The sequence below is a fragment of the Pseudomonas sp. D1-36 genome (assembly GCF_051132205.1).
Classification (GTDB): Bacteria; Pseudomonadota; Gammaproteobacteria; order Pseudomonadales; family Pseudomonadaceae; genus Aquipseudomonas.
In genome coordinates, this window is the sequence record NZ_CP071674.1 from 5502575 (window position 1) to 5517702 (window position 15128).

General features: G+C 61.2%; 16 protein-coding genes and 1 pseudogene. 13 read left to right on the forward strand and 4 right to left on the reverse strand.

Annotated features, from left to right (window positions below; all coding sequences use genetic code 11):
• The 3 genes and pseudogenes from dut (at nucleotide 1) to argB (ending at nucleotide 3040) form a co-directional block, all read left to right on the forward strand.
• Nucleotides 1-456, forward strand: coding sequence for a dUTP diphosphatase (gene dut / locus J3P76_RS24845; RefSeq protein ID WP_030138214.1), 456 nt, complete (start codon nucleotides 1-3; stop codon nucleotides 454-456).
• Nucleotides 457-692: 236 nt separating this feature from the next.
• Nucleotides 693-2108 (forward strand): annotated as a pseudogene (locus tag J3P76_RS24850) (phosphomannomutase/phosphoglucomutase); the annotation flags it as partial.
• Nucleotides 2109-2134: 26 nt separating this feature from the next.
• On the forward strand, nucleotides 2135-3040 hold the full coding sequence (gene argB, locus J3P76_RS24855; RefSeq protein WP_030138216.1) for an acetylglutamate kinase: 906 nt from the start codon (nucleotides 2135-2137) through the stop codon (nucleotides 3038-3040).
• Nucleotides 3041-3215: 175 nt separating this feature from the next.
• Here the strand turns inward: argB and pyrE are convergent, their stop codons facing one another.
• Nucleotides 3216-3860, reverse strand: coding sequence for an orotate phosphoribosyltransferase (gene pyrE, locus J3P76_RS24860; protein WP_060740059.1), 645 nt, complete (start codon nucleotides 3858-3860; stop codon nucleotides 3216-3218).
• An 83-nt stretch (nucleotides 3861-3943) separates the two neighbouring features.
• Between pyrE and J3P76_RS24865 the strand changes: the two genes are divergently transcribed.
• The gene (locus tag J3P76_RS24865; RefSeq protein WP_434608858.1) at nucleotides 3944-4723 is read left to right on the forward strand and encodes an exodeoxyribonuclease III; all 780 of its coding nucleotides are present in this window, start codon (nucleotides 3944-3946) and stop codon (nucleotides 4721-4723) included.
• A gap of 241 nt (nucleotides 4724-4964) precedes the next feature.
• Here J3P76_RS24865 and J3P76_RS24870 read toward each other — a convergent pair whose 3' ends face one another.
• On the reverse strand, nucleotides 4965-5333 hold the full coding sequence (locus J3P76_RS24870) for a DUF4870 domain-containing protein (RefSeq protein ID WP_186615200.1): 369 nt from the start codon (nucleotides 5331-5333) through the stop codon (nucleotides 4965-4967).
• A 30-nt stretch (nucleotides 5334-5363) separates the two neighbouring features.
• Nucleotides 5364-6086 carry a ribonuclease PH gene (gene rph / locus J3P76_RS24875; RefSeq protein WP_420767157.1) on the reverse strand — a complete coding sequence of 241 codons (723 nt, stop codon included), beginning with the start codon at nucleotides 6084-6086 and terminating at the stop codon, nucleotides 5364-5366.
• Nucleotides 6087-6351: 265 nt separating this feature from the next.
• On the opposite strand from rph, the gene J3P76_RS24880 reads away from it, so the two are divergent.
• From J3P76_RS24880 to J3P76_RS24905, 6 genes are all read left to right on the forward strand, one after another.
• Nucleotides 6352-7215 carry a YicC/YloC family endoribonuclease gene (locus J3P76_RS24880; protein ID WP_420767156.1) on the forward strand — a complete coding sequence of 288 codons (864 nt, stop codon included), beginning with the start codon at nucleotides 6352-6354 and terminating at the stop codon, nucleotides 7213-7215.
• 12 nt (nucleotides 7216-7227) lie between these two features.
• Nucleotides 7228-7848: a guanylate kinase gene (gene gmk / locus J3P76_RS24885; protein ID WP_047735756.1), complete on the forward strand. Its 621-nt coding sequence runs from the start codon at nucleotides 7228-7230 to the stop codon at nucleotides 7846-7848.
• 167 nt (nucleotides 7849-8015) lie between these two features.
• Complete coding sequence (gene rpoZ / locus J3P76_RS24890; RefSeq protein WP_003177259.1) at nucleotides 8016-8279, forward strand: DNA-directed RNA polymerase subunit omega; 264 nt, start codon at nucleotides 8016-8018, stop codon at nucleotides 8277-8279.
• A 60-nt stretch (nucleotides 8280-8339) separates the two neighbouring features.
• Complete coding sequence (spoT, locus tag J3P76_RS24895) at nucleotides 8340-10445, forward strand: bifunctional GTP diphosphokinase/guanosine-3',5'-bis pyrophosphate 3'-pyrophosphohydrolase (RefSeq protein WP_030142176.1); 2106 nt, start codon at nucleotides 8340-8342, stop codon at nucleotides 10443-10445.
• Nucleotides 10446-10478: 33 nt separating this feature from the next.
• A complete protein-coding gene (locus J3P76_RS24900) occupies nucleotides 10479-10859 on the forward strand; it encodes a RidA family protein (protein WP_030142177.1) in 381 nt (126 codons plus the stop codon).
• Nucleotides 10860-10914: 55 nt separating this feature from the next.
• On the forward strand, nucleotides 10915-11655 hold the full coding sequence (locus J3P76_RS24905) for a hypothetical protein (RefSeq protein WP_434561625.1): 741 nt from the start codon (nucleotides 10915-10917) through the stop codon (nucleotides 11653-11655).
• A 128-nt stretch (nucleotides 11656-11783) separates the two neighbouring features.
• Here J3P76_RS24905 and J3P76_RS24910 read toward each other — a convergent pair whose 3' ends face one another.
• Nucleotides 11784-12641: an SDR family oxidoreductase gene (locus J3P76_RS24910; protein WP_434608853.1), complete on the reverse strand. Its 858-nt coding sequence runs from the start codon at nucleotides 12639-12641 to the stop codon at nucleotides 11784-11786.
• A 188-nt stretch (nucleotides 12642-12829) separates the two neighbouring features.
• Between J3P76_RS24910 and exbB the strand changes: the two genes are divergently transcribed.
• The 3 genes from exbB to J3P76_RS24925 are packed head-to-tail and all read left to right on the forward strand — an operon-like array spanning nucleotide 12830 to nucleotide 14988.
• Nucleotides 12830-13801, forward strand: coding sequence for a tonB-system energizer ExbB (gene exbB / locus J3P76_RS24915; protein ID WP_434608851.1), 972 nt, complete (start codon nucleotides 12830-12832; stop codon nucleotides 13799-13801).
• A 6-nt stretch (nucleotides 13802-13807) separates the two neighbouring features.
• Complete coding sequence (gene exbD / locus J3P76_RS24920) at nucleotides 13808-14236, forward strand: TonB system transport protein ExbD (RefSeq protein ID WP_030142181.1); 429 nt, start codon at nucleotides 13808-13810, stop codon at nucleotides 14234-14236.
• Nucleotides 14233-14988 (forward strand): energy transducer TonB family protein, encoded by a 756-nt coding sequence (locus J3P76_RS24925; RefSeq protein ID WP_434561619.1) that lies wholly within the window; start codon nucleotides 14233-14235, stop codon nucleotides 14986-14988. Before exbD ends, J3P76_RS24925 begins: the two co-directional genes overlap by 4 nt.
• The last annotated feature ends 140 nt before the right edge of the window (nucleotides 14989-15128 follow it).

Genomic DNA, 15128 nt, shown 5'->3' on the forward strand with positions numbered 1-15128 from the left:
ATGCACGCTCTACAAGCCAAGATCCTCGACCCACGCATCGGCAACGAATTTCCATTGCCGCAGTACGCCACACCGGGCTCCGCCGGCCTCGACCTGCGGGCCATGCTCAAGCAGGACACCGTCCTGGAGCCGGGCCAGACCCTGCTGATTCCGACCGGCCTGTCGGTCTATATCGGTGACCCGGGCCTTGCCGCGCTGATCCTGCCACGCTCGGGCCTGGGCCATAAGCACGGCATCGTGCTGGGCAACCTGGTCGGGCTGATCGATTCGGACTACCAGGGCGAACTGATGGTGTCCTGCTGGAACCGTGGCCAGACCGCTTTTAACATCGCAGTGGGCGAACGCATCGCTCAGCTTGTGCTGGTGCCAGTGGTCCAGGCCCACTTCGAACTGGTCCAGGAATTCGACGAAAGCCAACGTGGCGCCGGCGGCTTCGGGCATTCCGGCAGTCATTGATACTGCGTTGCAGCCGGGCACCTTGCCTGGCTGCTTTATTAAGCTTCTGTTTCAGGACGAAAAATGCGCAACGGCTGGCGACAAGGTTTCCCACCGGGAATCAAGGTTTTAGACGGTTCAGACCGGGATACCGCTGTCTCATGGCACGCTCCCACCGCGAACTCTCTGCCAAAAACGCCGTCATACCCTTCAGCTTGAGCCTGCCGACGCCCCTGTCGGCGTGTCCAGTCACTTTCCTGATAGAGCGCCCGCCCATGAACACCCCAGCCGCAATCGCCCCGATCTTTCCTGACAGTATCTTCCGCGCCTACGACATCCGTGGCGTCGTGCCGGAAACCCTGACGGCTGAAACCGCTTACTGGATTGGCCGCGCCATTGGTTCCCAGAGCCTGGCCCAGGGCGAACCGAACGTGAACGTCGGCCGCGATGGTCGTTTGTCCGGCCCGGAACTGGTCGAGCAATTGATCAAGGGCATTGCCGACAGTGGTTGCCATGTCAGCGACGTCGGCCTGGTGCCTACACCGGCGCTGTACTACGCCGCCAACGTGCTGGCTGGTAAATCCGGCGTGATGCTCACCGGCAGCCACAACCCGTCGAACTACAACGGCTTCAAGATCGTCATCGCCGGCGACACCCTCGCCAACGAGCAGATCCAGGCCCTGCACACCCGCCTCAAGACCAATGACTTGAGCAGCGGCCAGGGCAGCGTGACCAAGGTCGACATCCTCCCGCGCTACAACGATGAGATCGTCAAGGACGTGAAGCTCGATCGCCGCCTGAAAGTGGTGGTCGATTGCGGCAACGGCGCGGCTGGCGTGATCGCCCCCCAACTGATCGAAGCCCTGAACTGCGAAGTTATCCCGCTGTTCTGCGAAGTCGACGGCAACTTCCCGAACCACCACCCGGACCCGGGCAAGCTGGAAAACCTGCAAGACCTGATCGCCAAGGTCAAGGAAACCAATGCCGACCTCGGCCTGGCCTTCGACGGCGACGGCGACCGCGTGGGCGTGGTGACCGAGACCGGTAGCGTCGTGTTCCCGGACCGCCTGCTGATGCTGTTCGCCAAGGACGTCGTGGCACGCAACCCCGATGCGGAAATCATCTTCGACGTGAAGTGCACCCGTCGCCTGGTGCCGCTGATCAAGGAATACGGCGGCCGTCCGCTGATGTGGAAAACCGGCCATTCGTTGATCAAAAAGAAAATGAAACAGAGCGGTGCCCTGCTGGCCGGCGAAATGAGCGGCCACATCTTCTTCAAGGAGCGTTGGTTCGGTTTTGATGACGGCATCTACAGCGCGGCACGCCTGCTGGAGATTCTGAGCAAGGAAAAATCCACTGCGGAAGAACTGTTCGCAACCTTCCCGAACGATATTTCTACGCCGGAAATCAATATCCATGTGACCGAAGAGAGCAAATTCAGCATCATTGATGCACTGCACGATGCCCAGTGGGGCGAAGGCGCCGAACTGACCACCATCGACGGTGTGCGGGTCGACTACCCACAAGGCTGGGGCCTGGTTCGCGCCTCCAACACCACGCCGGTGCTGGTGCTGCGCTTCGAGGCCGACAACGAGGCCGAACTGCAGCGCATCAAGGACGTGTTCCACACCCAACTCAAACGTGTTGCACCCGATCTCCAACTACCGTTCTGATTTTTGAATCACCACCGGAGCCCTGAATGACCCTCGAACGCGAAGCCGCCGCCAACACCGCCAAGGTCCTGTCCGAAGCGTTGCCTTATATCCGACGCTATGTCGGCAAGACCCTGGTGATCAAGTACGGCGGCAACGCGATGGAAAGCGAGGAGCTGAAAACCGGCTTTGCCCGCGACATCGTGCTGATGAAGGCCGTGGGCATCAACCCGGTGGTGGTGCACGGTGGTGGCCCGCAGATCGGCGACCTGCTCAAGCGCCTCTCCATCGAGAGCCATTTCATCGACGGCATGCGCGTCACTGACGCACAGACCATGGATGTAGTGGAAATGGTGCTCGGCGGCCAGGTAAACAAGGACATCGTCAACCTGATCAACCGTCACGGCGGCAGCGCCATCGGCCTGACCGGCAAGGACGCCGAGCTGATCCGCGCGAAGAAGCTCACCGTTACGCGCCAGACCCCGGAGATGACCCAGCCGGAAATCATCGACATCGGCCAGGTGGGCGAAGTGGTCGGCATCAACACCGACCTGCTGAATTTGCTGGTCAAGGGCGACTTCATCCCGGTCATCGCGCCAATCGGCGTGGGCGCCAACGGTGAGTCGTACAACATCAACGCCGACCTGGTGGCCGGTAAGGTCGCCGAGGCGCTGAAGGCCGAGAAGCTGATGCTGCTCACCAACATTGCCGGCCTGATGGACAAGACCGGCAAGGTCCTGACCGGCTTGTCGACCCAGCAAGTCGACGACTTGATCGCCGACGGCACCATCTACGGCGGCATGCTGCCGAAGATTCGTTGCGCGCTGGAAGCGGTACAGGGCGGTGTTGGCAGCTCGCTGATCATCGACGGTCGCGTGCCGAATGCGATCCTGCTGGAGATCTTCACCGATACCGGCGTGGGTACGTTGATCAGCAATCGCAAGCGTCCTTAAGCGATACCTGCAAAAAAAAGACCCCGCTCAACCTGGTTGAGCGGGGTCTTTTTTTTATGCACCGATTACCTGTGGGAGCGAGCCTGCTCGCGAAGCGGGGAATCAGTCAGCACTAGTTTTGAATGATAAACCGCTTCGCGAGCAGGCTCGCTCCCACAAGGGAATGTGCAAATCTTTAGACGCCGAACTGGGCGCGGTAGGCTTCCACCGCCGGCAGATGCTGCTTGAGCTGCGGATCATCGGCCAAGAATTCCAGCACCTGGTTCAGCGAGACAATGCTGATCACCGGAATGCCGAAGTCGCGCTCAACTTCCTGAATTGCCGAAAGCTCACCATTGCCGCGCTCCTGGCGGTTCAGGGCGATCAGCACGCCGGCGGCCTTGGCGCCTTCTTGCGAGGCGATGATCTGCATCACTTCGCGAATGGCGGTGCCGGCGGTGATGACGTCATCGATGATAAGCACATCGCCGGTCAGCGGCGCGCCGACCAGGCTACCGCCCTCGCCATGGGCCTTGGCTTCCTTGCGGTTGAAGCACCAGGGCAGGTCGCGGCCATGGTGTTCGGCCAGGGCGACGGCGGTGGTGGCGGCCAGCGGGATGCCTTTGTAGGCGGGCCCGAACAATACGTCGAACGGGATGCCGCTCTCGACGATGGCCGCGGCATAGAACCGACCCAACTGCGCCAGGGCGGTGCCGCTGTTGAACAGGCCGGCGTTGAAGAAGTACGGACTGGTGCGCCCGGACTTGAGAGTGAACTCACCGAAGCGCAGAACACCGCGATCGATGGCAAAGCGAATGAAATCGCGCTGATACGCCTGCATGAAAAAAAGCCTCAAATACCGCGGATTTAGCTAAATAGGTACACGGCGTGTATCATACACGCACGTGATTTTTGGGGCCATTTATGCGGATCATCAGTGTGAACGTCAATGGTATTCAGGCTGCAGTGGAGCGTGGTTTGCTCAGTTGGCTGCAAGCACAGAATGCCGACGTCATCTGCCTGCAGGACACCCGCGCCTCCGCCTTTGAACTGGACGATGCAGCCTTCCAACTGGATGGTTACTTCCTTTATGCCTGCGATGCCGAAGTCCCCGCCCAGGGTGGCGTGGCTTTGTACTCGCGGCTGCAACCGAAGGCTGTCATCAACGGTCTCGGTTTCGAGACGGCGGACCGCTACGGGCGCTACCTGCAAGCCGATTTCGACAAGGTCAGCATCGCGACCTTACTGCTCCCTTCGGGGCAGAACGGCGATGAAGATTTGAATCAGAAATTCAAGTTGATGGACGACTTCGCCCGTTACCTTGATAAACAGCGGCGCAAACGTCGCGAGTACATTTATTGTGGCTCGCTGTACGTGGCGCAACAGAAGCTGGATATCAAGAACTGGCGCGACAGCCAGCAATCTCCTGGTTTCCTGGCGCCGGAACGGGCCTGGATGGACGAGATCATTGGCAACATGGGCTATGTCGACGCCCTGCGTGAAGTCAGCCGCGAAGGCGACCAGTACAGCTGGTGGCCGGACAACGAGCAGGCCGAGATGCTCAATCTCGGCTGGCGTTTCGACTACCAGTTGCTGACGCCTGGGCTGCGCCGCTTCGTACGCAGCGCCCGCCTGCCGCGCCAGCCACGGTTCTCGCAGCACGCGCCGCTGATCGTGGACTACGATTGGACGCTGACGGTCTAAGCGTATGGACGAGCTGCTTCAGGCCGACCGGTCATAAAAAATACCCGTATCGCGAGATACGGGTATTTTTTTGGAGCATGTATCCGCTTCAGGCTTCAGTGATGGAATCACATCAAGCAAGAATCCATTTCTACGAAGCGTTATCAGACTTTTCCGATTGTTTTTATACAAACACCAAGTTTCGCACCCCTAATAAAAATGCCCCGACAACCGGGGCATTTTTATATCGCAGCGCTGTTCGCTATTTAACCAACCGCCAGGTAAAGGGATATCGGTACGGCTGCCCCTCATTGGCTTTCACACCGCCAATAATGGTCAGCACCAGCGCACCGATGGCGACCAGGCCAAACAGGAAGAAACCGATCACCACGATCATCAGCAGCAAGCTGATCGCCGCAGCGATCGCCACAGTGATTTGGAAGTTCAGCGCTTCCTTGCCCTGGGCATCGATGAACGGGTCGGACTCACGCTTGAGCTGCCAGATGACCAGCGGCCCGATCAGCGAACCGAACGGAATGAAAATTCCCAACAGTGCAGACAGGTGACAAAACATTGCCCATTGCCGCGCTTCTTTGCTCGGTTGGGGCAACAGGACTTGCTCATCACTCATGACATTCTCCTTGTCTGAAGCGCACAACAATCAGTCGGCCAACGCGGCCTTTTGCAATTCGAAGATTTCGGTCATGCCTTTCTTCGCCAGCTCCAGCATAGCGTTCAACTCTTGCGGCTGGAACGGCGCGCCTTCGGCAGTGCCCTGGACTTCGATGAAGCCGCCAGCGCTGGTCATGACCACGTTCAGGTCGGTTTCGGCGGCGGAGTCTTCGAGGTAGTCCAGGTCCAGCACCGGCTCGCCCTGGTACATGCCCACCGACACCGCGGCGATCATTTGCTTGAGCGGGTCACCGCCCTTGAGGCCACCGCGTTTCTTGATCACTTTCAAGGCGTCGACCAACGCAACCATCGCGCCGGTGATGGAAGCGGTGCGGGTGCCGCCGTCAGCCTGGATCACATCGCAATCGACATACAGCGTCACATCACCAAGCTTGGACATGTCCAGCGCAGCGCGCAGGGAACGGCCGATCAATCGCTGGATCTCCAGGGTCCGGCCGCCCTGCTTGCCACGGCTGGCCTCGCGCTGGTTCCGCTCGCCGGTGGCGCGCGGCAGCATGCCGTATTCGGCGGTCAACCAGCCTTGCCCCTGGCCCTTCAGGAAGCGAGGCACGCCGTTTTCGACGCTGACGGTGCAGATGACCTTGGTATCACCGAATTCGACCAGTACAGATCCCTCGGCGTGTTTGGTGTAGTTGCGGGTAATGCGGATCGAGCGAAGCTGATCGGCAACGCGACCACTTGGACGTTTCATAGGGAACACCTGTACAGGGGACGGAAAACTGCTGGGCATTATAAAGCCGTGCGCTGCCATAAGGCAGGTCTAAAAATCCAACGCGACGGACGAACGCGCTCAAAGCCCCGGCCGACGGGCTGCAGCGCTTTGTTACCGGAGCTGTTTGGGCGCTTGCGTCGCACTGCGCTACAATCCTGCGCCTTTGCTGTCCTTCAGCATCAACCCACAGACCCCAGGCCCCACGACGACCGATTGTGGCCGGCTTGCATTGCGAGGAATCCCCATGGTGCACAGCATGACCGCCTTCGCCCGAGTCGAAAAGGCCGGCGCCCAAGGCACGCTGAGCTGGGAATTGCGCTCGGTCAACAGCCGCTACCTGGAGCCGCATCTGCGCCTGCCCGAATCCTTCCGCGACCTGGAAGGCAGCGTGCGCGAAGCGCTGCGCCAGGGCTTGTCCCGGGGCAAATTGGAATGCACCCTGCGCTTCACCGAAGAAAGCAGTGGCAAGACGCTGCAGGTCGATCGCGAACGCGCCGCGCAACTGGTCGCGGCCGCAGAAACCGTCGCAGGCTTGATCAAGAACCCCGCCGCCCTCAATCCGCTGGAAATACTGGCCTGGCCAGGCGTACTGGTCGGCGATGCGAGCGATCCCCAAGCGCTGAATGCCGAGGCGCTGGCACTCTTCACTCAAGGGCTGAAGGAACTCAAGGCGGGTCGCGAGCGTGAAGGCGCGGAGCTGGCCCGTCTGATCAACGAGCGCCTGACTTCTATTGAAGAAGATGTCGTCACCCTGCGCGAACTGGTCCCGCAAATGCTCGCCACCCAACGCCAGAAAGTCCTCGACCGCTTCGCCGACATGCAGGCCGAGCTGGACCCGCAGCGCCTGGAACAGGAAATGGTCATGCTCGCGCAAAAAAGCGACGTGGCCGAAGAACTGGATCGCCTGAGCACCCACATCATCGAAGTTCGCCGGGTGCTCAAGTCCGGCGGCGCGGCCGGTCGCCGCCTCGACTTCCTGATGCAGGAGCTCAACCGCGAAGCCAATACACTGGGCTCCAAAGCCTTCGACCCGCGCAGCACGCAGGCGGCGGTCAACCTCAAGGTGTTGATCGAGCAAATGCGCGAACAAGTGCAGAACATTGAGTAAGGCTAACCCGACATGACCCACAGCACCGGCACTCTCTACATCATTTCCGCGCCCTCGGGCGCTGGCAAGACCAGCCTGGTCAAGGCATTGATCGATGCCGAGCCGCAGATCCGCGTCTCGGTCTCGCACACAACCCGCGCCATGCGCCCGGGCGAAGTGAATGGCGTGAACTATCACTTCGTTGACCGTGAAGAGTTCGTGAGGATGGCCGAGCACGGCGATTTCCTCGAGCGCGCCGAAGTCTTCGGCAACCTCTACGGCACTTCGCAGAGCTACCTCCAGCAAACCCTCGACGAAGGCCACGACCTGATCCTGGAAATCGACTGGCAAGGCGCCGAACAAGTTCGCAAGCTGATGCCCCAGGCCCGCTCCATCTTCATCCTGCCGCCGAGCCAGCAAGCCTTGCGCCAACGCCTGACCAACCGCGGCCAGGACAGCGATGAAATCATCGAAGGCCGGATGCGTGAAGCGGTCAGCGAAATGAGCCATTACGTCGATTACGATTATCTGATCATCAATGACGATTTTGCCCACGCGCTGGACGACCTGAAGGCGATTTTCCGCGCCAGCCAGCTGCAACAGAAGCGCCAACAGCAACGTTTCGGCAAGCTTTTGGCTGAACTGCTGGGCTGAACAGCCCTTCCCAAAACCGCTGCGACGGCTTTACATTGGTACTCGCAGCGCGCCGAGGGGTTTGATCAAAAAATCAGCGCTTCCCTAAACGCTGGTGTTTTTTTAAACTGTTGAGTCCGCTCGCCCAACCGGGCAGCGCGCATATTGCATTCGCTCCGAGGAATACCATGGCCCGCGTAACCGTTGAAGACTGCCTAGAACACGTGGAAAACCGCTTTGAGCTGGTCATGCTCTCTACCAAGCGTGCCCGTCAACTGGCCACCGGCGGCAAAGAGCCATTGGTCCAGTGGGAAAACGACAAGCCTACCGTGGTAGCGCTGCGTGAAATCGCCGAAGGCCTGATGAGCTACGAGTTCATCGCCAACGCTGAAATCGTTGAAGACGAACCGCTGTTCGCAGCGTTCGAGGACGAGTCCAACGAGGCGGTCTAAGCCTATGCCTGGTCGACGTAGCACGGCGCGGGGTCACAGCACACGGCAGGAGTCACTATCATGCCGAGCATAGACGCCCTCGCCGATCGCTTATCGGCCTACCTCGGCACGGACCAGGTCAACCTGGTCCGCCGAGCCTATTTCTACGCCGAACAAGCCCACGACGGCCAGCGCCGCCGCAGCGGCGAGGCGTACGTCACGCACCCGCTCGCGGTGGCGAATATCCTTGCCGACATGCACATGGACCATCAGAGCCTGATGGCGGCCATGCTCCATGACGTGATCGAAGACACCGGCATTGCCAAGGAAGCGCTGCAAGCGCAGTTCGGCGAAACCGTGGCCGAACTGGTCGACGGGGTCAGCAAGCTGACCCAGATGAACTTCGAAACCAAGGCCGAGGCCCAGGCCGAAAACTTCCAGAAAATGGCCATGGCCATGGCCCGCGATATCCGCGTGATCCTGGTCAAGCTCGCCGACCGCCTGCACAACATGCGCACGCTGGAAGTGCTGTCCGGCGAGAAACGCCGGCGAATCGCCAAGGAAACCCTCGAAATCTACGCACCCATCGCCAATCGCCTGGGCATGCACGCAATTCGCATCGAGTTCGAGGACCTGGGTTTCAAGGCGATGCACCCGATGCGTTCGGCGCGCATCAACCAGGCCGTCAAGCGCGCCCGGGGCAATCGCAAGGAAATCGTCAACAAGATCGAAGAGTCCCTGAGCCACTGTCTGGCCATCGACGGCATCGAAGGCGAAGTCAGCGGGCGGCAGAAACACCTGTACGGCATCTACAAGAAAATGCGCGGCAAGCGCCGGGCCTTCAACGAAATCATGGACGTCTATGCGTTCCGGATCATCGTCGACAAGGTCGATACCTGCTACCGCGTGCTGGGTGCTGTCCATAATTTGTACAAACCGCTGCCTGGGCGCTTCAAGGATTACATCGCGATTCCCAAGGCCAACGGTTACCAGTCGCTGCACACCACGCTGTTCGGCATGCACGGCGTACCGATCGAAATCCAGATCCGCACCCGTGAAATGGAAGAGATGGCCAACAACGGCATCGCCGCCCATTGGTTGTACAAATCCAGTGGCGACGAGCAACCCAAGAGCACTCACGCCCGCGCGCGGCAGTGGGTCAAGGGCGTGCTGGAAATGCAGCAACGGGCCGGCAATTCCCTGGAATTCATCGAGAGCGTGAAGATCGACCTGTTCCCGGACGAGGTCTACGTCTTCACGCCCAAGGGCCGGATCATGGAGCTGCCCAAAGGGTCCACAGCGGTGGATTTCGCCTACGCCGTGCACACCGACGTCGGCAACAGCTGCATTGCCTGTCGCATCAATCGTCGCCTGGCACCGTTGTCCGAACCGCTGCAAAGCGGCTCCACTGTGGAAATCGTCAGCGCCCCCGGCGCGCGCCCCAACCCGGCGTGGCTCAACTTTGTGGTCACCGGCAAGGCCCGCACGCATATCCGCCATGCGCTGAAGCTGCAACGTCGCTCCGAGTCCATCAGCCTGGGCGAACGCCTGCTGAACAAGGTACTGAACGGCTTCGACAGTTCCCTGGACAAGATCCCGGCCGAGCGCGTACAGGTCATGCTCCACGAATACCGTCTCGAATTGATCGAAGATCTGCTCGAGGACATCGGTTTGGGCAATCGCATGGCCTACGTCGTCGCCCGCCGACTGCTCGGCGAAGGCGAACAATTGCCGAGCCCTGAAGGTCCGCTGGCGATTCGCGGCACCGAAGGCCTGGTCCTCAGTTACGCCAAGTGTTGTACGCCGATTCCTGGCGATCCGATTGTCGGCCATCTGTCCGCCGGCAAAGGGATGGTGGTGCACCTGGACAACTGCCGCAATATCAGCGAAATCCGCCACAACCCGGAAAAATGCATCCAGCTTTCGTGGGCCAAGGATGTCACCGGCGAATTCAATGTCGAACTGCGCGTCGAGCTGGAGCACCAGCGCGGCCTGATCGCACTGCTGGCCAGCAGCGTCAACGCCGCCGACGGCAACATCGAGAAAATCAGCATGGACGAACGCGACGGTCGCATCAGCGTCGTCCAACTGGTGGTCAGCGTGCACGACCGCGTACACCTGGCCCGCGTGATCAAGAAACTGCGCGCCCTGACAGGGGTCATCCGCATCACTCGCATGCGCGCATAGCGTCTCACTCGCCCTCGTTACAAGGAGTCATGAATGACCAAGACCGTTATCTCCAGCGACAAGGCCCCGGCCGCCATCGGTACTTATTCCCAGGCGATCAAGGCGGGCAACACCGTTTACATGTCGGGGCAAATCCCGCTGGACCCGAAAACCATGGAGCTGGTCGAGGGCTTCGAAGCCCAGACCGTGCAAGTGTTCGAGAACCTGAAAGCCGTGGCCGAAGCTGCCGGCGGCTCGTTCAAGGACATCGTCAAACTCAACATCTTCCTCACCGACCTGAGCCACTTCGCCAAGGTCAACGAGATCATGGGCAAGTATTTCGACCAGCCTTACCCTGCCCGCGCTGCCATTGGCGTGGCTGCCTTGCCAAAAGGCGCCCAGGTCGAGATGGATGCCATCCTGGTCATCGAGTAAAACGCCCGGCGCAGCCTCTCCCGCTGCGCCGTTTTCGTTCTGAAAGGATTCCATCATGCGCAAAGCGCTTGCTTTCTCCCTGCTCGCCCTGCTCCTGGGCGGCTGCGCCAGCGACCCTGCAGACCGTGACATCAGCGGCACCTGGATCAACCAGGCCGCCATCGACGCTGCCGCCAAAGGCGGCCCGCTTCGCGAAGCATTGCAGGCCTATGGCCCGAACCTGGAATGGGACGTCAACACCCGGGCTGGCCAGGCGCGTTACACCAATGGTTTTGAGAATGTCGAAGGCAAGTTGCTGGGCGAAGAAGACGGCGCCTGGAAAGTCGACTTCTACGGCAGCTCGGCCAGCGAACTCAAGCGCGACGGCGACCAGTTGAGCCAGGCCGCCACCGAAAACGAACCACAGCAAGTGTTCGACCGCGCCCAAGTACAGGTACCGGAAGGCGCGCCGATTGGCGCCAGTTTCGAGCGCGCCCTGTATTCGGCTTATCTCGGCGGCATCTGGAACATTGCCGAAGGTCCTGGCCAGGGCGCCACCGTGCAATTCCAGCCCGATGGTCAAGTCAGCGGCTTGCCGGGCACTGATCGCTACGCCTTGTGCCTGGCTGGCGACTGCGCCTCCATGAGCGGTGGCAACGACAACATCTGGCTGCAACAGAACGGTCAGGGCAACACTTGGATTTTTTCCCGCGACGGCAAGAAACTGGAAATCTTCCAGACCGTGAACGCGGCGCTGGCGGATGAAATGCCGTCATTCACGCCGGGTGATCGCAAATGGGTGCTTGAAAAGCAATAACCCGGTGTGCCCCCTGTGGGAACGAGCTTGCTCGCGATGGCGGTGTAACGGTCAACCTTGATGTTGACTGTTAGGGCCTCATCGCGAGCAAGCTCGCTCACACAGTTGGTTTGGGGCTGTCAGGCGAATCAGCAACGACCTTCCAGAATCGCCGCATACCCCTCGCGAAAGCTCGGATAACGCGGCGTCCAGCCCAACGCCTTGGCCCGGGCGTTGCTGCAGCGCTTGCTGCCGGCGCGGCGCACGCTGGCGTCGTCGGCCCATTCGGTAACGCCCATGTAGTCACGCAACCAACCCACCACCTCGGCCAGCGGCGCGGGGGTGTCATCGACGCCGATGTAGCAGTCTTCCAGCGTCTTGCCCTGATGATCAGCTTTCAGCAGAAACGCCAGCAGGCCGGCGGCATCGTCGGCGTGGATGCGGTTGGCATAGAGCGGCGGGTCGGTCACCACGCGATAACCTTGGCGCACCTGGCTCAGCAGCCATTCCCGCCCCGGTCCGTAGATGCCGGTCAGGCGTATGCGACTGGCCGGGATGCCGCTGTCGAGTGCCACCTGCTCGGCTTCCAGCATCACTCGCCCGGAATAACCGCCCGCCTCGGTGGGCGAGCTTTCGTCCACCCACTCCCCGCCCTGCTGTCCATACACGCTGCTGCTGGACACAAAGAGCAATCGTTTGGGCCGCTGGCCATGCTGTTCCAGCCAGCCCAACACATGCTGTAACCCTTCGACATAAGCGGCACGATAGCCCGCCTCGTCATGATCGGTAGCGGCGGCGCTGTACACCAGATAATCCAACGACCCCACAGGCCAGTCGACGGGACACTGCGCACTGAACAGGTCCCCCGCGACACCGACAACCCCGGCCGGCAGGTTCGAAACCGTACGCCGCAAGCCATGGACCCGCCAATGTTCGGCCACGAGCTGGCTCGCCAGGCGGCCGCCTATATCACCACAACCGGCGATCAAAACAGAAGGCGCGGACATCAAGAACTCCTCTGGGAAAGCCGCAGACTAGCCTTCGCACTGGACGAGCGGCTAGCCATGAAGCAAAAAAAGTTACTGTATTACTTTTGTTAACAAGAATTACTTGCAATAATGCTCGCCACTTTTGTTCTCGGCCTCACGAGGCCTGGAAGAACATCAACCTTCTTTTATTCTCAGGTCCGGCCAGCATGACACGTTCTTTCTCTTCCGCTTCGCCAACCAACCGACCCCGCGCCTGGGGCGCCGTGGCAGCCTTGCTGCTCAGTCTGATGCTGGCGCCGAGCGCCGCCTTCGCTGATGCGCAGACGCCCGCATCGACCCCCGCCACCACGCCTGCTGCCACCCAGGCACCGGCGGACCCGGCCGCACCTGCTGCAACGCCCGTGGCCACCGATCCGAGCCAGGCCGTCGAGGCCGAGGCGCCTCAAGTGCTCGAAGCCGACAATACCCTGGGCATGGCCCACGACCTGTCGCCGTGGGGCATGTACAAAAACGCCGACGTGGTCGTCAAAGCCGTGATGATCGGCCTGGCCATCGCCTCGATCATCACTTGGACGATCTGGATCGCCAAGGGCTTTGAACTGCTTGGCGCCAAGCGTCGCCTGCGGGGTGAAATCGCCGCGCTGAAAAAAGCCACCACTCTCAAGGAAGCCAGTGCCACCGCCGGCAAGGAAGGCACACTCGCCAACCTGCTGGTCCACGATGCGCTCGAAGAAATGCGCCTGTCGGCCAACAGCCGCGAGAAGGAGGGCATCAAGGAGCGCGTGAGCTTCCGCCTCGAGCGCCTGGTCGCGGCCTGCGGTCGCAACATGAGCAGCGGCACCGGCGTACTCGCCACCATCGGTTCCACTGCGCCGTTCGTCGGCCTGTTCGGCACCGTGTGGGGGATCATGAACAGCTTCATCGGCATCGCCAAGACCCAGACCACCAACCTTGCCGTCGTTGCCCCCGGTATCGCCGAGGCCTTGCTGGCGACCGCATTGGGCCTGGTCGCGGCCATCCCGGCGGTGGTTATCTACAACGTCTTCGCCCGCTCCATCGCCGGTTACAAGGCCCAGGTTTCCGACGCTTCGGCCGAAGTCCTGTTGCTGGTCAGTCGCGACCTCGATCACCTGCCGCCCGAGCGTGGCTCGCAACCACACATGGTGAAAGTGGGGTAATCGGCCATGGGCCTGCATTTGAAAGAAGGCGCAGACGACGATCTGGCCGAGAACCACGAAATCAATGTCACGCCGTTCATCGACGTGATGCTGGTGCTGTTGATCATCTTCATGGTGGCCGCCCCGCTCGCCACCGTGGACATCAAGGTTGACCTTCCCGCGTCCACGGCCAAGCCGTCGCCACGACCCGAGAAACCGGTGTTCCTGAGCGTCAAGGCGGACCAGCGCCTGTTCCTGGGCGAAGAGGAAATCAAGGTCGAGAGCCTCGGCCCGACCCTCGATGCCAAGACCCAGGGCAAGAAAGACACGACGATCTTCTTCCAGGCCGACAAAGGCGTGGACTATGGCGACCTGATGAGCGTGATGGACGCCCTGCGCGGCGCCGGTTACTTGAAGGTCGGCCTGGTCGGACTCGAGACGGCGCCGAAGAAATGATCACGACGCGCCAAAAACTGACGCGTTACAGCGGTAGCCTCGCCGTGGTGCTGGGCGTGCACGCGCTTGCCATCGCGCTGGCGCTGAACTGGACGACGCGTCCGCCCCTCGAATTGCCGCCCCAGGCGATGATGGTCGAGCTGGCGCCGGTTCCTGCCCCGCCACCGCCCGCACCGCCGAAAGTCGTCACACCGCCGACGCCTCCGGAGCCGGTGGAAGAGCTGCCATTGCCAAAACTGGCCGAAGCACCGAAGGCGGAAATCGCCGTGCCCAAGCCGGTCAAGCCCAAGCCGAAGCCCCAGCCGCCCAAGCCCAAGCCAGTGGAGAAAAAACCGGAGCCGCCGAAGGAAACGCCGTCGGAGCAAAAGCCCGCCGACACTCAGCCCACCCAGGCGCCGACCGAAAAGTCCGCACAACCGGCCCCAGGCCCGTCGCCCGCGCAAATGGCGGCCAAGGCGAGCTGGCAAGGCACACTGCTGGCGCACCTGGGCAAATACAAGAAGTACCCGGCCAGCGCCCAGGCACGCGGCAAGGAAGGCATGAACCGCCTGCGGTTCGTGGTGGATGCCGAAGGCAACGTGTTGTCCTTCGAACTGGTGGGCAAGTCAGGCAACGCCGATCTGGACCGGGCCACCCTGGACATGATCCGTCGCGCCCAACCGCTGCCCAAGCCACCGGCCGACCTGCTGACCAACGGCACGGTCGAGCTGACGGCGCCGTTCCTGTACTCCATCGACAAGCGACGCCGCTGACCCAAACACCCGATGACAGGGTGAACCTGGTGGCGAGGGAGCTTGCTCCCGCTGGGCCGCGAAGCGGCCCCAAACCGGTGAACGCGATGCATCAGGCTGGTCGCATCCACCGAACCGGGGCCTGCTGCGCAGGCCAGCGG

Coding starts and splice junctions, on each gene's coding strand:
- argB (WP_030138216.1), top strand. CDS start 2,135: ATGACCCTCGAACGCGAAGCCGCCGCCAACACCGCCAAGGTCCTGTCC.
- J3P76_RS24925 (WP_434561619.1), top strand. CDS start 14,233: ATGATCACGACGCGCCAAAAACTGACGCGTTACAGCGGTAGCCTCGCC.
- J3P76_RS24865 (WP_434608858.1), top strand. CDS start 3,944: ATGCGGATCATCAGTGTGAACGTCAATGGTATTCAGGCTGCAGTGGAG.
- rpoZ (WP_003177259.1), top strand. CDS start 8,016: ATGGCCCGCGTAACCGTTGAAGACTGCCTAGAACACGTGGAAAACCGC.
- gmk (WP_047735756.1), top strand. CDS start 7,228: ATGACCCACAGCACCGGCACTCTCTACATCATTTCCGCGCCCTCGGGC.
- J3P76_RS24900 (WP_030142177.1), top strand. CDS start 10,479: ATGACCAAGACCGTTATCTCCAGCGACAAGGCCCCGGCCGCCATCGGT.
- exbD (WP_030142181.1), top strand. CDS start 13,808: ATGGGCCTGCATTTGAAAGAAGGCGCAGACGACGATCTGGCCGAGAAC.
- rph (WP_420767157.1), bottom strand. CDS start 6,086: ATGAAACGTCCAAGTGGTCGCGTTGCCGATCAGCTTCGCTCGATCCGC.
- J3P76_RS24910 (WP_434608853.1), bottom strand. CDS start 12,641: ATGTCCGCGCCTTCTGTTTTGATCGCCGGTTGTGGTGATATAGGCGGC.
- J3P76_RS24880 (WP_420767156.1), top strand. CDS start 6,352: ATGGTGCACAGCATGACCGCCTTCGCCCGAGTCGAAAAGGCCGGCGCC.
- J3P76_RS24870 (WP_186615200.1), bottom strand. CDS start 5,333: ATGAGTGATGAGCAAGTCCTGTTGCCCCAACCGAGCAAAGAAGCGCGG.
- exbB (WP_434608851.1), top strand. CDS start 12,830: ATGACACGTTCTTTCTCTTCCGCTTCGCCAACCAACCGACCCCGCGCC.
- J3P76_RS24905 (WP_434561625.1), top strand. CDS start 10,915: ATGCGCAAAGCGCTTGCTTTCTCCCTGCTCGCCCTGCTCCTGGGCGGC.
- pyrE (WP_060740059.1), bottom strand. CDS start 3,860: ATGCAGGCGTATCAGCGCGATTTCATTCGCTTTGCCATCGATCGCGGT.
- dut (WP_030138214.1), top strand. CDS start 1: ATGCACGCTCTACAAGCCAAGATCCTCGACCCACGCATCGGCAACGAA.
- spoT (WP_030142176.1), top strand. CDS start 8,340: ATGCCGAGCATAGACGCCCTCGCCGATCGCTTATCGGCCTACCTCGGC.